We start from the raw sequence: 16,254 nt of genomic DNA on the forward strand, positions 1-16,254 counted from the left end.
ATGTCTTGCCTCAGCTGCCCGTGATCGCCTCGACCTCGATATTGGTCGTGTCGAGCTTCGGCCTGTTCACGTCGAGCGAGTCGCCGGTGATGAGATAATGGATCGTCTCGGCGATGTTGGTGGTGTGGTCGCCGATGCGCTCGATGTTCTTCGCGCAGAACAGCAGATGTGTGCAGAAGGTGATGTTGCGCGGATCTTCCATCATATAGGTCAGGAGTTCGCGGAACAGCGAGGTGTAGAGCGCGTCGATCTCGTCGTCGCGGCGCCAAACCTCGAGCGCCTTCTGCTCGTTGCCGGCGGCATAGGCGTCGAGCACGTCCTTGAGCTGCGCCTGGACGAGGCGGCTGATGTGCTCGAGGCCGACGACCGCGCGATGCGGCGGCTGGAACTGCCCGGCGATGGCGACGGCCCGCTTGGCGATGTTCTTGGCGAGATCGCCCACGCGCTCGACATCCGCCGCGATGCGGATCGCCGAGATCAGCTCGCGCAGATCGTTGGCGAGCGGCTGGCGCCGGGCGATGGTCAGCACCGCCTTCTCCTCGACCTCGCGCTGGAGATTGTCGAGGCGCTGGTCGGCCGAGATGATCTTCTGGGCGAGCGCGGTGTCGCGGCGCACCAGGGCGACGGTGGAATCGCCCAGCATGCGCTCGGCCATGCCGCCCATTTCGGCGAGGCTGCGGCGGATGCCCTCGAGATCGGTGTCGTAGGAACGGACGATGTGATCGGTCATGGCGTTATCCTCGAAGCATTTTCAAGCGAAGTGGGCACCGGTTCGCGCGATGAAAATGCGATAAAACAAAGAAGTCCGTCGCCGCTCAGCCGAAACGGCCGGTGACGTAGTCCTGCGTCTGCTTTTTGCCGGGGTTCATGAAGATCGTGTTGGTCGGCGCGAACTCGATGACCTCGCCCAGATACATGAAGGCGGTGTACTGCGAGATGCGGGCCGCCTGCTGCATGTTGTGGGTAACGATGGCGATGGTGAAGTCGCTCTTCAGCTGCTCCAGCAGGTCCTCGATCTTGCCGGTCGAGATCGGATCCAGCGCCGAGGTCGGCTCGTCGAACAGGATCACCTCCGGCTTCTGCGCGATGGTGCGCGCGATGCACAGGCGCTGCTGCTGGCCGCCGGAGAGGCCCATGCCGGAGCTCTTCAGCTTGTCCTTGACCTCGTCCCAGAGCGCGGCGCGGCGCAGGGCGCCTTCGACGCGGTCGTCGAGCTCGGACTTAGGCGGCCTCTCATAGAGCCGGATGCCGAAGGCGACGTTGTCGTAGATCGACATCGGGAACGGCGTCGGCTTCTGGAACACCATGCCGACGCGCGAGCGCAGCTCGTTCACGTCGACATCGTTGGAGATGATGTTGCGCCCGTCGAGCAGGATCTCGCCGGTCGCCCTCTGCTCGGGATAGAGCGAGTAGATCCGGTTGAAGATGCGCAGCAGGGTCGACTTGCCGCAGCCGGAAGGGCCGATCAGCGCCGTGACGTGCCGGTCGCGGAAGTCGAGGTTGATGTTCTTCAGCGCCTTGTGCTCGCCGTAGTAGAAATCGAGGTTTTTCACCGCGATCCGGACGGGCGCCTCGGCATCGAGCGATTGCGGGGAGAGTTCAAGGGTCGAAAGCATCGACATGGTCCTTCAGGATCAGACGCGACCGGGTTGGATTCAAGCTCTACTTGCCGCCGCTGACGATGCGGCGGGCAACGATCGAGAGCAGCAGGATCGACATGGTGATGATGAGCGAGCCGGCCCAGGCCAGCTGCTGCCAGTTTTCGTAAGGGGCCGAGGCGAACTGGTAGATCGTCACGGGCAGGTTCGAGACGCCGCCGACGAGGCTCGCCGAGAACCAGAAATTGTTGTTGAGCGCTGTGAAGATCAGCGGCGCGGTCTCGCCGGCGATGCGGGCAAGAGCCAGCAGGATGCCGGTGACCATGCCGGCCTTGGCCGCCCGCCAGGTCACGCTGGTGATGACGACCGAGGGCGGCGCGCCGAGAGCGGCTCCGGCCTCGCGCAGCGGGCCGGGCACGAGGCTCAGCATGTCCTCGGTGGTGCGCACGATGACGGGGATCGCGATGATGCCGAGCGCGACGCCGCCGGCCCAGCCGGAATAGCCGCGGAACGGCTCGACCAGCAGGACGTAGACGAACAGGCCGATCAGGATCGACGGCGCCGAGAGCAGAATGTCGTTGATGAAGCGGATCAGGTTCGCGAGCTTCGAGCGCCTGCCGTACTCGGCGAGCCAGGTCCCCGCCAGCACGCCGATCGGCGTGGCGATGGCGATGCCCAGGAAGGTCAGCACCACCGAACCGACGATGGCGTTGGCGAGGCCGCCGCCCTGCGAGCCGGGGCCGGGCGTGACCTCGGTGAAGGTCGCGAGCGAGAGCCCGCCGATGCCCTTCACCACCAGCATGCCGAGGATCCAGAAGAGCACGAAGATGGCGCAGAAGGTGAAGCCGGTGGCGATGATCTTCATCAGCCGGTCGGCGGTGCGGCGGGACTGGCGGACGCGCCCCCAGGGGGTATGGGGCAGTTCGCGCGGCTTGGAAGCAGTGGTCATGCTCATCTCCCGGGACCTCAGTAGCGCTTCACCCGCGAGACCAGCAGTCGCGCGATGACGAGGACGACGAAGGTGACGAAGAACAGGATGCAGCCCAGCGCGATCAGCGAGTTGAGCTGGAGGCCCATCGCCTCGTTGAACTCGTTGGCGATGCGCGAGGCGATGGTCGAGCCCGGATCGAGGATCGAGCTCGACAGGCGGTTGGCGTTGCCGACGACGAAGGTCACCGCCATCGTCTCGCCGAGCGCGCGGCCCAGGCCGAGCATGACCGCGCCGATGATCGAGACGCCGGCCTGCGGCACCAGCACATGGCGCACGACCTCCCAGGTCGTCGCGCCGATGCCGTAGGCGCTCTCGCGCAGCACGGAGGGGATCTGCTCCAGCATGTCGCGGGTGATCGAGGCGATGAAGGGCACGATCATGAAGGCCAGGATGATGCCGGCCGTGAAGATGCCGAGGCCCGAGGGCGAGCGCGAGTAGAGCACGGTGCCGACGATCGGGATGCCCTCGACGATGTTCGAGAGCGGGATCTGCACATAGGCCGCGAAGAGCGGCGCGAAGACGAACAGGCCCCACATGCCGTAGATGATCGAGGGCACGGCGGCGAGCAGCTCGATCGCGGTGGCGACCGGCCGCTTGAACCAGGGCGGCGCGAGCTGGGTGAGATAGACGGCGATGCCGAGCGAGAGCGGCACGCCGATCAGCAGCGCGATCAGCGCCGTCGAGAGCGTGCCGACGATCGCCGGCCAGGCGCCGTACTGGTCGTTCTGGGTGTCCCAGACGCTGGAGGTGATGAAGCCGAGGCCGAATTCGCGGAAGGCCGGCCAGCCGCCGACGACCATCGAGAGCATGATGCCGGCGAGCAGCACCAGGACGAACAGCGCCGCCGCGAAGCTGGCATTGCGGAAGAACAGGTCGAAGCCTGCCTTCGGCGTCCTGCGGACGATCGGCGCCGCGCCGGGAATGCTCGTCATGTCGGTTGCTGCGGTCATCCGCGGAAGCTCCGGTGTCGTAGCCGAGGTCGTCTGCGGCCGGTTGCCCGGCGCCGATCAACCTCAGCCCTCATCCTGAGGAGCGCTCTGCAGGAGCGCGTCCCGAAGGAGGCTCCCGTGCACTCTGGATCCATCCTTCGAGACGCCGCGCACCGCGGCTCCTCAGGATGAGGGCTGAATGTATCGGCAAGGCGGGAATGTCCCGCCTCGCCTTGTCGGCGGCAGCGATCAGAAGATCGGCTTGCCGGCGGTATCGGTCACGCCCTTCCAGGCGGCGCGGACCTGGTCCTTCACATTCGCCGGCAGCGCGACGTAGTCGAGTTCGCTCGCCAGCTTGTCGCCGCTCTTGTAGGTCCAGTCGAAGAACTTCAGCGCGGACTGGACATCTTCCGGCTTCTCCGGCTTGGCATGGACGAGGATGAAGGTCGCCGAGGTGATCGGCCAGGCTTCCGCGCCCTTCTGATTGTTGAGCGAGATGCCGAAGCCGGGCTGCTCCTGCCAGTTGGCGTTGGCCGCAGCCGCCTGGAACGCCTTCTCTTCCGGAGCCGGGAAGTTGCCGTCGGCATTCTTCACCAGGGCATGGGCGAGCTTGTTCTGCTTGGCATAGGCGTACTCGACATAGCCGATCGAGTTCGCGACCTGCTTGACGGAAGCCGAGACGCCTTCATTGCCCTTGCCACCGATGCCGACCGGCCACTGGACCGACTGGTTGGTGCCGATCTTGGACTTCCAGTCGGGCGAGACCTTGGAGAGGTAGTCGGTGAAGACGAAGGTCGTGCCCGAGCCGTCCGAGCGGTAGACCGGGTTGATGTTGGCGTCCGGCAGGGTCACGCCGGCATTGAGCGCCACGATCTTCGGGTCGTTCCACTTCTTGATGTCGCCCAGATAGATCTGCGCGATGATCTCGCCCGAGAGCTTGAGCTTGCCCGGCTCGATGCCGGCGATGTTGACGGCCGGAACGACGCCGCCCATCACGGTCGGGAACTGGATCAGGCCGTCCTTGGTGAGGTCCTCGCCCTTGAGCGGGGCGTCGGTCGCGCCGAAGGCGACGGTCTTCGCCTTGATCTGGCGGATGCCGCCGCCCGAGCCGATCGACTGGTAGTTCAGGCCGATGCCCGTGTCCTTCTTGTAGGCCTCGGCCCACTTGGAATAGATCGGGAAGGGGAAGGTCGCGCCGGCGCCGGTAATGTCGGCGGCCTGGGCGGAACCGGCGATCCCGGCGGCGACGGCCGCGAGAACGAGAATCTTGCGCATTGAGATGTCCTCTCTGGGTCGCTGTATGCAGCGGCCCTGTCAGAACACCCTCTATATGACAGCCAAATGACATTTCGTCATGAAAGCTGTCATGAAAGGCTGACAGCCGGTCTCTAGCCGGCCTGCTGAGCGCCGAAGCGGGGCAGGATCGCCTTGAAGGTCGCGCCCTCGCCGGGCTTGCTCTCGATCGTCAGCCGGCCGCGATGGCGCAGCACGATATGCTTGACGATGGCGAGGCCCAGGCCCGTGCCGCCCGCCTCGCGGCTCGCCGCGGTATCGACCCGGTAGAAGCGCTCCGTCAGGCGCGGCAGATGCTCCGGCGCGATGCCGGGGCCGTCGTCGCGGACATGGAAGCTGGCCTCGCCCTCCCCGGCCTCGACAGTGATCAGCACCTCGCCGCTCCGCTTGCCGTATTTGATCGCGTTCTCGACGAGGTTCTCCATCAGCCGCAGCAATTCGTCGCGATCGCCGGGAACCTGGAGCGGCTCGCGCGGCGTGCGCAACATCAGCGTCACCTCGCGCTCGCGCGCCATCAAGGTGAGCGAGTCGACGATCTCGCGCGCGATGCCGGCGAGATCGACGGGCGTGTCGGGCGCAACATGGGCGCGCTGCTCGATGCGCGAGAGCGACAGCAGGTCATCGACGAGGCGCGCCATGCGTAGCCCCTGCTCGCGCATGATCCCGAGGAAGCGCTCGCGGGCGCGCTCGTCGTTGCGCGCCGGCCCCTGTAGCGTCTCGACGAAGCCGAGCAGCGAAGCGAGCGGCGTGCGCAGCTCGTGGCTGGCATTGGCGACGAAATCGACGCGCATGCGCTCGATCACCCGCTGCTCGCTGAGGTCCTGGAAGGTCAGCAGCGTCGCGCGCCGGCGCCCGGCGCCCAGCGCCGCGATATGGATGCGAAAGGCCCGCTCGAACGGCACCCGCTCGACGAGCTCGACGGTCTTGCGGTCCCCCCCGAGCGCGACATGCTCGATCGCGTCGTTGAGATCGGGGTCGCGCAGCACCAAGGCCAGCAGCTTGCCGATCTCGAGCCCCGGAATGAGCGCGCGCATCGCCGGGCTCAACGCCTGCGCGAAACCCTGCTCGTCGAGCAGCACGACGGGAGCGCCGAGCGCCTCGATCATGTGCCGCGTCGTCGCGGAGTGGGAAACGGTAATGTCGACCATGGAGCGCCCGAAGCCTGCCGGCGGCGGCCGGCGCGCCCTTCCTGAGCGGAAGAAGCGGAAGCGTCAATTCCCTTCCGCGCGGCAGCCGGCTAGGCTTTGCGCGAAACAAGGAGCCGACGATGGCGAAGAAATTCTCCGGTTCAAATGCGAAGAACGCGATCGAATTGCCGTCGGGGAACCAACCGAAGCCGGCGAAGGCCCGCTCGAAGCCCGCCAAGCTCAAGGACTTCGATATCGAGGCCGATACGCTGCCGGAAGCCATCGTCGATGCCGCCTATCACAGCGGCGACTATCCCTACGGCAAGCGGATGAAGCGCAAGCGCTACAACCGCGAGCTCGAGCCGCTCCAGATCGAATTGCAGAAGCTGACGCGCTGGGCCGCCAAGCAGGGCGAGCGCATCGTCATCGTCTTCGAGGGCCGCGACGGCGCCGGCAAGGGCGGCACCATCGCCCGCTTCACCCAGCATCTCAACCCGCGCCAGGCCCGCATCGTCGCGCTGCCGAAACCGTCCGATACCGAGAAGGGCCAGTGGTACCTGCAGCGCTACGCTGCCGAGATGCCGACGGCGGGCGAGATCGTGTTCTTCGATCGCTCCTGGTACAACCGCGCCGGCGTCGAGCGTGTCATGGGCTTCTGCACGCCGGAGGAAACCGAGCATTTCCTGCGCGAGGCGCCGGTCTTCGAGGGCATGCTGGCGCGGGACGGCGTCCGCCTGATCAAGCTCTTCCTGACCATCGGGCGCGAGATGCAGATCACGCGGCTGCATGCCCGCTGGCACGATCCGCTGAAGCGCTGGAAACTGTCACCGATCGACTTCGAAGCCCTGCCGCGCTTCGACGATTATTCCCGCGCCTTCGACGAGATGCTCGGCCGGACCTCGACCGAAAGCGCGCCCTGGCATGTCGTGCGCAGCAACGACAAGCTGCGCGCCCGCCTCAACGCCATCCGCCACGTGCTGAAGGCGATCCCCTACAAGGACAAGGACGAGGCGGCGATCGGCACGCTCGACGAGGAGATCGTCATCCCCGTCGACCGCTATCTCGACCATGGCGGCGAGCCGGAGGGCCGATAGCGCTCCAGCGGCCGCGTCACGGCCCCATCACGTGGTTCGGCAGCCAGGTCGTCAATGGCGGCCAGAGCGTGATCATGGCCAGCACCACCAGCAGCGGCACGAGCCAAGGCAGTATCGCCTTCGACATCGTCTCGAAGGAGACGTTCGCGATCCGCGTCACCACGAAGAGCACGACGCCGATCGGCGGGTGGATCGTCCCCAGGATCAGGTTCAGGATCATGATGATGCCGAACTGCACGGGGTCGATGCCGAAGCTGTGGGCGGCTGGCACCAGGATCGGGATCAGGATCAGGAGCGCCGCCAGCGCCTCCATGAAGCAGCCGACGACGAGCAGGATGAGGTTGCAGACCAGCAGGAAGACCAGCGGGTCCTTGATCGTGTCGACGATCAGCGGGGTCAGCGTCTGCGGCACGCGCGAGATCGACATGCACCAGCCGAGCGCGCCCGCCGCCATGACCAGCACCGTGACGAGGCCGGTGGTCTCGACGGTCTCGATCAGGATCGGCCAGATCTGCTTCACCTCCAGCGTGCGGTAGACGAAGAAGCCGAGGAAGAGCGCGTAGAGGCAGGCGACCGCCGCGGCTTCCGTCGGAGTGAAGATGCCGGTGAACATGCCGCCGAGGATCAGCGGCGGCGTCATCAGCGCGAAGAAGCCGCTGAGGAAGGTCCGGCCGATCTCGCGGAAGCCCTTGAACTTCTCCTTCCGGAAGCCCTGGCGCTTGGCGATGATCGCGACCATCACCATCAGCGACAGCCCCATCAGGATGCCGGGAATGACGCCGCCGATGAACAGCCGCCCGATCGAGACATCGGCCGTGACGCCGTAGATCACCATCGGCAGCGAGGGCGGGATGATCGGGCCGATCGTCGCGGCCGCCGCGGTGATCGAGGCCGCCGTCTCCGGCCGGTAGCCGGCCTTGCGCATGGCGCGGATCTCGATCGCGCCCGAGCCCGCCGCATCCGCCACCGCCGAGCCGACCATGCCGGCGAAGATCATGCTGGTCAGGATCGAGGCATGGGCATAGCCGCCGCGCAGCCAGCCGAGCACTGCCGTGGCGAAGGCGACGATGCGGTCGGTGATGCGCGCCGCGCCCAGGATGTTGCCCATCAGGATGAAGAGCGGCGCGGCGACGATCGGGAAGGAGTTCATCGCCTGCGCCATCTTCTGCGGCACGATCGAGGCGGAGAAATCGCCGATCAGCACGAAGGCGAAGGCGGCCAGCCCCATCGAGGCGAAGAGCGGGAAGCCCGCCAGGATCGAGAGCAGCCAGACCCCGGAGATCTGGAAGATCAGCGTGCTCACTCGACCGCCTCCTGCATCGTCGGCACGACCGGCGCGATGGGCGGCGCGTTCCAGTTGCGCAGATTGTCGACGAGATCAGCCACGCCCTGCAGCGCGGTTACGACGCCGGCCAGCAGCATGGGCACATAGAGCACTCCCATCGACAGCGGCACCGTCGTCGCCTCGAGGTCGTAATTCGCATGGACCAGATGGACGCTGTACCAGGTCACCAGCAGGCCGAAGACGATCATCGCCAGCTGCATCACGGTCTCGGCCGCCCGCCAGCCATGCTGCGGCAGGAGATTGTGGAAGAAGCGGATGCGGATATGGGCGCGCCGCCGGCTCGCCAGGACCCAGCCCGCGACGGCGACCCACAGCATCAGGAAGCGCGAGACCTCGTCGGTCCAGATCAGCGGGTCACCCAGCGCCCGCGTCACGATGCCCAGCGTCACGGTGACGAGCAGCGCGACGAGAAGGATCGCCGCGATCACCTCCATCAGGCGGTCGAATATTGCGCGTACCAATACGGCCATCGGGATATCTCTCAGCCTCGGCTCGGAACCACGCGGTCATTCCGGGGCAGGCCAGCGGCCTGAGCCCGGAACCCAGAACCACGACGACGACCCCAAAAAGACGAAGCGAACGTCCCGCTCTTCCCGGGTGAAATCGGCGGCTATGGATTCCGGGTTCGCTGCTGCGCAGCGCCCCGGAATGACGGCGGAACGATCTTTACGGACGACCGACTCAAAGCGCCTGGATGCGGTCCCAGAGCCCCTTGCCCCATTTACTCTCGAACTTGGCCGGCACGCTCGCCAGAACCGGCTTGCGGAAGGCCTCGTTGTCGGGCTTGACCACCGTCATGCCGCCCTTGGCCAGCGTGTCGGCGAGGCCCTTTTCCTGCTCCAGGATCTCGTTGTCCTGCCAGGTGGCGGCCTTGTCGACGGCCGCGACGATGACGTCGCGATCGACCTGGGGGATCTTCTGCCAGGCGCTTTCGTTCACGATCACCAGCCGCGGCGTGATGATGTGCGCGGTCAGCACGAGGTATTTCTGGACCTCGCCGAGCTTGGCGGAAGCGATCGTCGGCAGCGGATTCTCCTGGCCGTCGACCGCCCCTTGCGACAGGGCGAGATAGAGCTCGGAAAAGTTCAGCGGCGTCGGCCGCGCGCCCCAGGCCTCGGCCATGGCGCGGAAGGTGTCGACCTCCGGCACGCGCAGCTTGAAGCCCTTCATGTCCTCGACGGAGTTGATCGCCTTCTTGCCGCTGGTGAGGTGGCGCACGCCGTAATAGTTGACGCCGATCATGCGCATGCCGCGCTTCTCGACCAGCGCCTTGTTGAGCTCGTCGATCAGCGGGGATTTCAGCGCCCGCGTCATATGCGCCGAATCCTTCCAGATATAGGGCGCCTCGATGATCGAGAGCTGCGGCACGAACTGGCCGAGCTGCGCCGCGCCTTCCGTGACCATGGTCAGCGCGCCCGATGCCACCGACTCGACCATGTCGCGCGAGGAGCCGAGCTGCCCGTTCGGGAAGGACTGGATCTCGACGCGCCCGCCGGTCTTCTCCTTGATCTCGGCGCCGGCCTTCACCGCGCTCTGCGGCGAGGGATGGCTCGCCGGCTGGCCGTCGGCCCAGCGCAGCACCAGCTGTTGCGCGCGCAGGATGTTGGGCGCGGCGATCGCTGCCGCCCCTGCCGCCGTGGCGGCCAGAAAATCGCGCCTCGTCTGCCTCTTCATCGCTGTTCCCTCCGGGAGCGGCCGGTTCTCCGGCTCGTGGTGGTTGCGGATGTCAGTACTGCATCGCCCGTGTCCTGGCGTTGCCGATATGGGCGGCCATCGCCTCGGCCGCGCGCTCGGGATCGCGCGTCTCGACCGCCGCGATGATCGCGAGATGGTCCTGCATCACCGGCACGATGATGCTGTTGTGGATGCGCGTCTCGTATTGCCGGATCAGGCGGATCTTGAGCCAGGTCACGCGGAAGGCCTGGCTGACGATGTCGTTGTCGAGGTGATCGATGATCGCCTCGTGCATCAGCCGGTCGATGTCCTCGGCGTCCTCGATCAGGCGCTCGTCGCCGCCCGCTTCGGCGCGGGCGACGATCGCCTCGTGCCGCACCCGCTGCTCGGCGATCTCCTCATCCGTGGCGTTGCGCGCATAGAGCGCCGTCGCCTCCTTCTCGAGGAAGAGCCGGAACTGGAAGGCGTTGCGGATCAGGTTGAGGTCGACATGGGCAACCTGCATGCCGCGCTGCGGCACGGTCTTGATCAGCCCCTCTGCCTCCAGTCGCGGGATCAGCTCGCGGATCGCGCCGAGCGGAAAGCCGGTCATCGCGACGAGCTCGCGCTGGGTCACGAACTGGCCGGGCTTGATCTCGCGCGCCAGCAGCCGCTCGGTGAAGGAGGCATAGGCGCGCTCCCTCAGCTTCAGCGGTTCGCCTTCGCGCGGTTCCTGCTCCGGCTGGTTCACGTTTTCCTCCCTCAGGCCGCCTCCTTCAGGCGGCTTTCGCCTGCGAGATCGAATCGAAGGCGGCGAAGAGCCGCTTGCGGGTCGCCTCGTCCAGCGCCTCCAGCGGCGGGCGCATCGCGCCATAGCCGGGATCGCCATGGATATGGCCGGTCAAAGCCTTCACCGCCGCCAGCACCGGGTGCGAGCAGATCTCGTCGACCAGCGCGTTCACCACCGGGCTGTCCTTGCCCTCGTAGACCATCGGGCGCAGCAGGCCCGGCACCAGATTGGCGAGGCCGCAGATCGTGCCCTCAGCACCATTGCGCACCGCCTTGGCAAGCTGGCGCTCGTCCCCGACCAGGATGGCGAGCTCGCCATGCGCCTTCAGCAGCGCCTCGGTATTGGCATAGCTGCCCGAGGAATCCTTGACGCCGATGACGAGCCCGGGGAACGTCGTCTTGAGGCGCTGCACCAGCCCGACACTGATATCGACCGCCGTCACCGAAGGAATGTGGTAGAGGATGACGTTGCGGGCCGAGCCTCCCAGTTTCTCGAAGAACTGCGAGAACCAGACATAGAGCCCCTCGTCGCTGACGCCCTTGAAGTAGAACGGCGGCGCGACCAGCAGGCCCTTCGCCCCGGCATCCAGCGCCAGCCCGGCCTGCTCAACCGCCTCATGCATGGAGGCCGCCGCGATGCCGGCATAGATCTGCCGGGCAGGATCGATACCCGCCCCGATCAGCGCGCCCATCATAGCCGTCCGCGCGGGCAGGCCGAGCGCCGCGCCCTCGCCCGTCGTGCCGAACAGCGTGACCGAGTCGCAGCCCTGGGAAAGCACGTGCCGTGCATGCTTGACGAGACGCGGCAGGTCGACGCCGCCACCCTCCCGCATCGGGGTGGTGATCGCGCAGGAAAGGCCGAAGCGGTTCTTGTCGGTGGCCATTTGAGGGAGCTTTCAGGTCTGAACGGTGACTGACATGTTAGTATGAAGACAGAGGTGCTCGCAAGCGCTCGCCAGCGGTTTCGCTAGCCGTCCTTGAGACCTCCGGAGGAGAGCCCGGCGACGATCTGGCGTTGCGCGATCACCGTCACCAGCAGCACCGGCAGCGTCACCAGCAGCGCCGCGGCCGCCAATGGCCCCCAGGAGATCTGCTCGAAGGTCAGCGAGTTGTAGACGGCCGATGGCAGCGTGCGGCTCGCCTTGCCGCCGAGCACCACCGAGAAGATGAAGTTGTTCCAGGAGAAGATGAAGGCGAGGATGCCGCCGACGACGATGCCCGGCTTCGCCAGCGGCAGCGCGACATGGCGGAAGGCCTGCCAGCTCGTCGCGCCGTCGATGCGCGAGGCATCCTCCAGCTCCATCGGCACGTTCTCGAAATACCCGATCATGATCCAGACGATGATCGGGATGGTGATGACGAGATGGGTGATGACGAGCGCCGTGATCGTGCCGACGAGGCCGGTGATCTGGAACAGCAGGAAGAGCGGGATGAGATAGGACAAGGCCGGCGTCATCCGCGCCACCAGGATCAGCACCGCGAACTTATGCGCCTTGCCGCGCGCGATGCCGTAGCCGGCGGGCACGCCGACCAGAAGCCCGATCAGCACCGCCCCGCCGGTGACGAGGATCGAGTTCCAGAGATAGAGCCCGAAATTGTTCTGCGCGAAGACGTCGACATAGTTCTTCAGCGTCGGCGGATCGGGGATGAACACCGGCGGAAAGGCGGTGTTGTCGAGCTCGTTCTTGAGCGACAGCGAGATCATCCAGAGGAAGACCAGCACCGCCGGCGAGACCAGCACGAAGACCGAGGCCCAGAAGCCGACCTTTTTGAGCGTGCGGGTCATGGCGACCACTCCTCGCCCCGACAGGAAAGGACACCGTCATCCCGGACGCAGCGAAGCGGAGTTCCGGGATCCATCGTAATGCGCCGAGCCCTCCGATGGGTCCCGGGACAAGCCCGGGATGACGTCGCGTTCGCAATGACGCGGAGAGACGAGGCAAGGAAGCCGGAAGAGGAGCCCATCACGCGTTCCACTTCGACTTCTGCCGCGCATAGAGCAGCAGCAGCGAGAGCATGATGATGATGACGAAGAAGATCACCACGACGGCCGAGGCGTAGCCGATCTTGTAGAACTGGAAGGCCTGCAGATAGAGGAAGATGTTGAGCGTCTCCGACGCCGTTCCCGGCCCGCCCTGCGTGATCACGAAGATCGTGTCGAAGGCCTTCAGCGCATCGATGGTGCGGATCACGATCGCCACCATGATGAAGGGCCAGACCAGCGGCAGCGTGATGTGCCGGAACATGTGCCAGTCATTGGCGCCGTCGATCAGCGCGGATTCATAAGGCTCGCGCGGCAGGCCGGCTAGGCCACCGAGCACGATCAGCATGACGAGCGGTGTCCAGTGCCAGACCTCGACCATGACGAGGGTCGGGATCACCGTCGCCGGATCGTAGACCCAGCCCTGCGGCCCGATCCCGATCAGCGACAGCAGGTAGTTGAGCACGCCGAGCTGCGGGTGGAACATCATCGTCCAGACCAGCGCGACCGCGACCGGCGTCGCCATCATCGGCATCACGAAGATGGTGCGCAGCAGGCCCCGGAACGGGAATTCGCGATGGAAGACCAGCGCCGCCGCCGTGCCGAACACGATGGGCAGCACCACCGCGAGGACCGTGAAATAGACCGTATGCCCCATCGACTCGAGGAAGCGCTGGTCCTTCGCCAGCTCGGCGAAATTGCCGAGGCCGACGAATTCCACGCCGCCGCCGATCTTCCAATCCTGGCCGGACATGTAGAGCGTGAACAGCCACGGAAAGACGATCACCGCCGTGATCACCAGCACCGCCGGCAGCGAGAACAGCCAGTAGCGCGGCGTGAAATCATGCGACGCGGCAGCGGCCGGAGGCGCTGCACTGGCGAGACTTGCTGGCAGGGACGTGCTGGTCATGCGTTCGAACCGTCATGCCCGGGCCTGACCGGGCATCTCTTTGAAAAAGGCCCAATGGTCGCGAGATGGCCGGGTCGAGCCCGGCCATGACGCCTATGATCCTCACCCCTGCTCGCTCTTGGCGAGCACCGGCGCGAAGGTCTCGGTCGCCTTCTTGAGCTCGGCCGCGACATCGGCGCCACCGATCGCATTGGTCAGCGCCACGCCGAACACGTCGCGGAATTCGGTCACCGGCACGATCTGCGGCAGGCCGGCCCGCGCGATCTTGGCGGAGGACAGCAGGCAGTCGAAATACTGCTTGCCGAACTTCGACTGCTGGATCGTCTCGGTGTCGAGATAGGCCGAGGAACGGCCCGGCGCGCCGGCGCCGGCCTTGAGCATCGCGATCTGGTTCTTCTTGTTGGTCATGAACTGCAGGTAGAGCCAGGCCGCCTCCTTCTTCGAGGAGCCGCGCGAGATGCCCATGCCGTCGGCGAACATGCCGGCATAATGCGCCTTGGGCCCCGGCGGCGTCACGCCATAGCCGACCTTGCCGACGATGCGCGACTTGGTCGGATCCTCCAGCGGCGTGGCGAAGCCGATGCCGTCGAGCCACATCGCGGCGCGGCCCTGCATGAAGGTGGTCTGGCATTCGTTCCAGTTGAAGCCGACCTGCCCGGCCGGGCCGGTCTCCTTGTTGAGCTTGCGATAGAGATCGGCCGCCCAGATCGCCTCCGGCGTATCGGTGAGCAGCTTGCCCTCCGGCGAGGTCGTCTCCATGCCCTGTCCGAGCATCAGCGAGGTCCAGACCGGGACATTGGCGTTCTTCAGGCCGCGCGAGACGAAGCCGGCGATGCCCTTCGCAGGATCGTGCAGCTTCTGCGCGACGGTGAACATCTCGTCCATCGTCTTCGGGTAGGCCACGCCCTTCGCGTCGAAGAGCTCCTTGTTGTAGTAGACCATCCAGTAATCGACGAAAAACGGGATCGTATCGAGCGCCCCGTCGGCCTGCCGCGCATAGGCGACCGGGCCGGCGCCGAAATCGGCAAAGTCGAAATCGGGCGCCGTCAGCGCGGGGTTCTTGATGTAGGGATCGAGGTTCTCGAACCACTTGCCCTTCGCCGCCATGCGCTTCTGGACGTGCAGCGAGATGCCGCTGACGTCGAAGCTCGGCTTGCCCGAGGCGAACTCGATCACCGCCTTCTGGCGCTGCTGCTGCTCCGGCACCTGCTCGGCCGAGACCTTGATGCCGGTGAGTTCGGTGAACTCCTTTTCCGCCGCCTGCATCAGGTCGGAGCGCGGGTTCTTGACCAGCAGCACGTCGATCGACTGGCCGGAGAATTTCTTCCAGTCGAACGCGCCTTGCGCCTGCGCCTTCCGCAGCACCAGCGGCGAGGCGATCGCGGCGGCCGCGCCGCCCAGAAGAACGCGGCGGGTCGGTTTCAGAATGCTGTCGGTCATCGGCGTCCTCCCCAGGACAAAAGGCTGCCCTTTGCGGGCTTTCAGGTCGCGCGGAACTGGAAGGAAGCACCGCTTCCGTCTCCCGCGATCGGGGTGGACGCTAATCCGCTTTCGAGGCGGTTGCAAGCTAACATGTTGGCGTGCACATAGTGGCGCCGCGCCGGCCCTGCCCGGCCTTGAGCCCATCCGCGAGAGCCGCCGGTGAAGAGTCCGCCCCGCATCGATTCACACCAGCATTTCTGGCGGCTCGCCCGCGGCGATTATGGCTGGCTGACGCCCGCGCTCAAGCCCATCCATCGCGACTTCGAACCCGCCGACCTCGCCCCGCATCTCGCCGAACACGGCATCGCCGCGACCATCCTCGTCCAGGCCGCCCCGACCGAGGCGGAGACGCTCTTCCTGCTCGAAACCGCCGCCGCGACGCCCTTCGTCGCCGGGGTGGTGGGCTGGGCCGATTTCGAGGCACCCGACGCCCCCGCCCGCATCGCCGCGCTCGCCGCCGACCCGCTGCTGGTGGGCCTGCGGCCGATGGTGCAGGACATTCCCGATCCGAACTGGCTCGCGCGGCCGGACCTTACCCCCGCCTTCGCCGCGCTCAAGGCCCACGGCCTCGTCTTCGACGCGCTGGTGAAGCCGGCGCAGATCCCGGCGCTGCTCGCCCTGCTCGACCGCGAGACCGAGCTTCCGGTCGTGATCGATCACGGCGCCAAGCCGGACCTCACCGGCGCCGATCTCTCCGCCTGGCGTGCCGGCATCGCGGCGCTGGCCGCCCGGCCGAACACGGTCTGCAAGCTCTCCGGCCTCGTCACCGAGGCGCCGCCCGGCTGGCGCGAGGCGACGCTGGCGCCGGCCGTCGCCCAGCTCCTCGCCTGCTTCGGACCGGAGCGCCTGCTCTGGGGCAGCGACTGGCCGGTCGCGACGCTTCGCGCCTCCTACGACCAGTGGCTCGCCACGGCCGAGCGGCTCACCGCCACGCTCTCCGAACCCGAGCGCGCCGCGATCTTCGGCGGCAACGCCGCCCGCATTTATCTGACGAAGAGGGGGCGCCGCCCGGCAGCCTAGCCATTGCCAACTTCACCTCTCAGCCCTCATCCTGAGGAGCGG

The 16,254-nt window shown here is 66.4% G+C and carries 16 protein-coding genes; 2 read left to right on the top strand and 14 right to left on the bottom strand.

What is annotated here, in order from left to right; genetic code table 11:
- Positions 1 to 10 precede the first annotated feature (10 nt).
- The 6 genes from phoU to NWE53_RS14120 all read right to left on the bottom strand — a co-directional run bounded on the left by phoU (position 11) and on the right by NWE53_RS14120 (position 5,959).
- Positions 11 to 730 (bottom strand): phosphate signaling complex protein PhoU, encoded by a 720-nt coding sequence (phoU, locus tag NWE53_RS14095; RefSeq protein ID WP_265050014.1) that lies wholly within the window; start codon positions 728 to 730, stop codon positions 11 to 13.
- Between the two features lie 85 nt (positions 731 to 815).
- The gene (gene pstB / locus NWE53_RS14100) at positions 816 to 1,622 is read right to left on the bottom strand and encodes a phosphate ABC transporter ATP-binding protein PstB (RefSeq protein WP_265050015.1); all 807 of its coding nucleotides are present in this window, start codon (positions 1,620 to 1,622) and stop codon (positions 816 to 818) included.
- 40 nt (positions 1,623 to 1,662) lie between these two features.
- Positions 1,663 to 2,547 (bottom strand): phosphate ABC transporter permease PstA, encoded by an 885-nt coding sequence (gene pstA / locus NWE53_RS14105; RefSeq protein WP_265050016.1) that lies wholly within the window; start codon positions 2,545 to 2,547, stop codon positions 1,663 to 1,665.
- 17 nt (positions 2,548 to 2,564) lie between these two features.
- Positions 2,565 to 3,521 (bottom strand): phosphate ABC transporter permease subunit PstC, encoded by a 957-nt coding sequence (pstC, locus tag NWE53_RS14110; RefSeq protein ID WP_442865031.1) that lies wholly within the window; start codon positions 3,519 to 3,521, stop codon positions 2,565 to 2,567.
- 246 nt (positions 3,522 to 3,767) lie between these two features.
- Positions 3,768 to 4,793, bottom strand: coding sequence for a phosphate ABC transporter substrate-binding protein PstS (gene pstS, locus NWE53_RS14115; RefSeq protein ID WP_265050018.1), 1,026 nt, complete (start codon positions 4,791 to 4,793; stop codon positions 3,768 to 3,770).
- Positions 4,794 to 4,906: 113 nt separating this feature from the next.
- Positions 4,907 to 5,959, bottom strand: coding sequence for an ATP-binding protein (locus NWE53_RS14120; protein WP_265050019.1), 1,053 nt, complete (start codon positions 5,957 to 5,959; stop codon positions 4,907 to 4,909).
- Positions 5,960 to 6,078: 119 nt separating this feature from the next.
- Here NWE53_RS14120 and ppk2 point away from each other — a divergent pair, with 119 nt between their 5' ends.
- On the top strand, positions 6,079 to 7,032 hold the full coding sequence (gene ppk2, locus NWE53_RS14125; RefSeq protein WP_265050020.1) for a polyphosphate kinase 2: 954 nt from the start codon (positions 6,079 to 6,081) through the stop codon (positions 7,030 to 7,032).
- 16 nt (positions 7,033 to 7,048) lie between these two features.
- Here ppk2 and NWE53_RS14130 read toward each other — a convergent pair whose 3' ends face one another.
- The 8 genes from NWE53_RS14130 to NWE53_RS14165 all read right to left on the bottom strand — a co-directional run bounded on the left by NWE53_RS14130 (position 7,049) and on the right by NWE53_RS14165 (position 15,150).
- Positions 7,049 to 8,335: a TRAP transporter large permease gene (locus tag NWE53_RS14130; RefSeq protein ID WP_265050021.1), complete on the bottom strand. Its 1,287-nt coding sequence runs from the start codon at positions 8,333 to 8,335 to the stop codon at positions 7,049 to 7,051.
- Positions 8,332 to 8,847 (bottom strand): TRAP transporter small permease, encoded by a 516-nt coding sequence (locus NWE53_RS14135; protein ID WP_265050022.1) that lies wholly within the window; start codon positions 8,845 to 8,847, stop codon positions 8,332 to 8,334. Before NWE53_RS14135 ends, NWE53_RS14130 begins: the two co-directional genes overlap by 4 nt.
- A gap of 211 nt (positions 8,848 to 9,058) precedes the next feature.
- Entirely contained in the window at positions 9,059 to 10,051 is a 993-nt protein-coding gene (locus tag NWE53_RS14140; protein WP_265050023.1) for a sialic acid TRAP transporter substrate-binding protein SiaP, read from the bottom strand.
- A gap of 52 nt (positions 10,052 to 10,103) precedes the next feature.
- The gene (locus NWE53_RS14145; RefSeq protein ID WP_265050024.1) at positions 10,104 to 10,781 is read right to left on the bottom strand and encodes a GntR family transcriptional regulator; all 678 of its coding nucleotides are present in this window, start codon (positions 10,779 to 10,781) and stop codon (positions 10,104 to 10,106) included.
- 25 nt (positions 10,782 to 10,806) lie between these two features.
- Positions 10,807 to 11,703 carry a dihydrodipicolinate synthase family protein gene (locus tag NWE53_RS14150; RefSeq protein WP_265050025.1) on the bottom strand — a complete coding sequence of 299 codons (897 nt, stop codon included), beginning with the start codon at positions 11,701 to 11,703 and terminating at the stop codon, positions 10,807 to 10,809.
- 83 nt (positions 11,704 to 11,786) lie between these two features.
- Positions 11,787 to 12,605, bottom strand: coding sequence for a carbohydrate ABC transporter permease (locus tag NWE53_RS14155; RefSeq protein ID WP_265050026.1), 819 nt, complete (start codon positions 12,603 to 12,605; stop codon positions 11,787 to 11,789).
- Positions 12,606 to 12,783: 178 nt separating this feature from the next.
- Complete coding sequence (locus tag NWE53_RS14160; protein ID WP_265050027.1) at positions 12,784 to 13,710, bottom strand: carbohydrate ABC transporter permease; 927 nt, start codon at positions 13,708 to 13,710, stop codon at positions 12,784 to 12,786.
- 102 nt (positions 13,711 to 13,812) lie between these two features.
- Positions 13,813 to 15,150: an ABC transporter substrate-binding protein gene (locus NWE53_RS14165; protein WP_265050028.1), complete on the bottom strand. Its 1,338-nt coding sequence runs from the start codon at positions 15,148 to 15,150 to the stop codon at positions 13,813 to 13,815.
- Between the two features lie 201 nt (positions 15,151 to 15,351).
- Between NWE53_RS14165 and NWE53_RS14170 the strand changes: the two genes are divergently transcribed.
- Positions 15,352 to 16,212: an amidohydrolase family protein gene (locus NWE53_RS14170; protein ID WP_265050029.1), complete on the top strand. Its 861-nt coding sequence runs from the start codon at positions 15,352 to 15,354 to the stop codon at positions 16,210 to 16,212.
- Positions 16,213 to 16,254 lie beyond the last annotated feature (42 nt).

This window comes from Bosea sp. NBC_00550 (assembly GCF_026020075.1).
Classification (GTDB): Bacteria; Pseudomonadota; Alphaproteobacteria; order Rhizobiales; family Beijerinckiaceae; genus Allobosea.

Excerpts from the sequence above, each read along its gene's own strand:
- ppk2 (WP_265050020.1), top strand. The coding sequence starts at position 6,079 with ATGGCGAAGAAATTCTCCGGTTCAAATGCGAAGAACGCGATCGAATTG.
- NWE53_RS14135 (WP_265050022.1), bottom strand. The coding sequence starts at position 8,847 with ATGGCCGTATTGGTACGCGCAATATTCGACCGCCTGATGGAGGTGATC.
- pstS (WP_265050018.1), bottom strand. The coding sequence starts at position 4,793 with ATGCGCAAGATTCTCGTTCTCGCGGCCGTCGCCGCCGGGATCGCCGGT.
- NWE53_RS14160 (WP_265050027.1), bottom strand. The coding sequence starts at position 13,710 with ATGACCAGCACGTCCCTGCCAGCAAGTCTCGCCAGTGCAGCGCCTCCG.
- NWE53_RS14165 (WP_265050028.1), bottom strand. The coding sequence starts at position 15,150 with ATGACCGACAGCATTCTGAAACCGACCCGCCGCGTTCTTCTGGGCGGC.
- NWE53_RS14140 (WP_265050023.1), bottom strand. The coding sequence starts at position 10,051 with ATGAAGAGGCAGACGAGGCGCGATTTTCTGGCCGCCACGGCGGCAGGG.
- pstA (WP_265050016.1), bottom strand. The coding sequence starts at position 2,547 with ATGACCACTGCTTCCAAGCCGCGCGAACTGCCCCATACCCCCTGGGGG.
- pstB (WP_265050015.1), bottom strand. The coding sequence starts at position 1,622 with ATGTCGATGCTTTCGACCCTTGAACTCTCCCCGCAATCGCTCGATGCC.
- NWE53_RS14155 (WP_265050026.1), bottom strand. The coding sequence starts at position 12,605 with ATGACCCGCACGCTCAAAAAGGTCGGCTTCTGGGCCTCGGTCTTCGTG.
- pstC (WP_442865031.1), bottom strand. The coding sequence starts at position 3,521 with ATGACGAGCATTCCCGGCGCGGCGCCGATCGTCCGCAGGACGCCGAAG.
- NWE53_RS14120 (WP_265050019.1), bottom strand. The coding sequence starts at position 5,959 with ATGGTCGACATTACCGTTTCCCACTCCGCGACGACGCGGCACATGATC.
- NWE53_RS14150 (WP_265050025.1), bottom strand. The coding sequence starts at position 11,703 with ATGGCCACCGACAAGAACCGCTTCGGCCTTTCCTGCGCGATCACCACC.
- phoU (WP_265050014.1), bottom strand. The coding sequence starts at position 730 with ATGACCGATCACATCGTCCGTTCCTACGACACCGATCTCGAGGGCATC.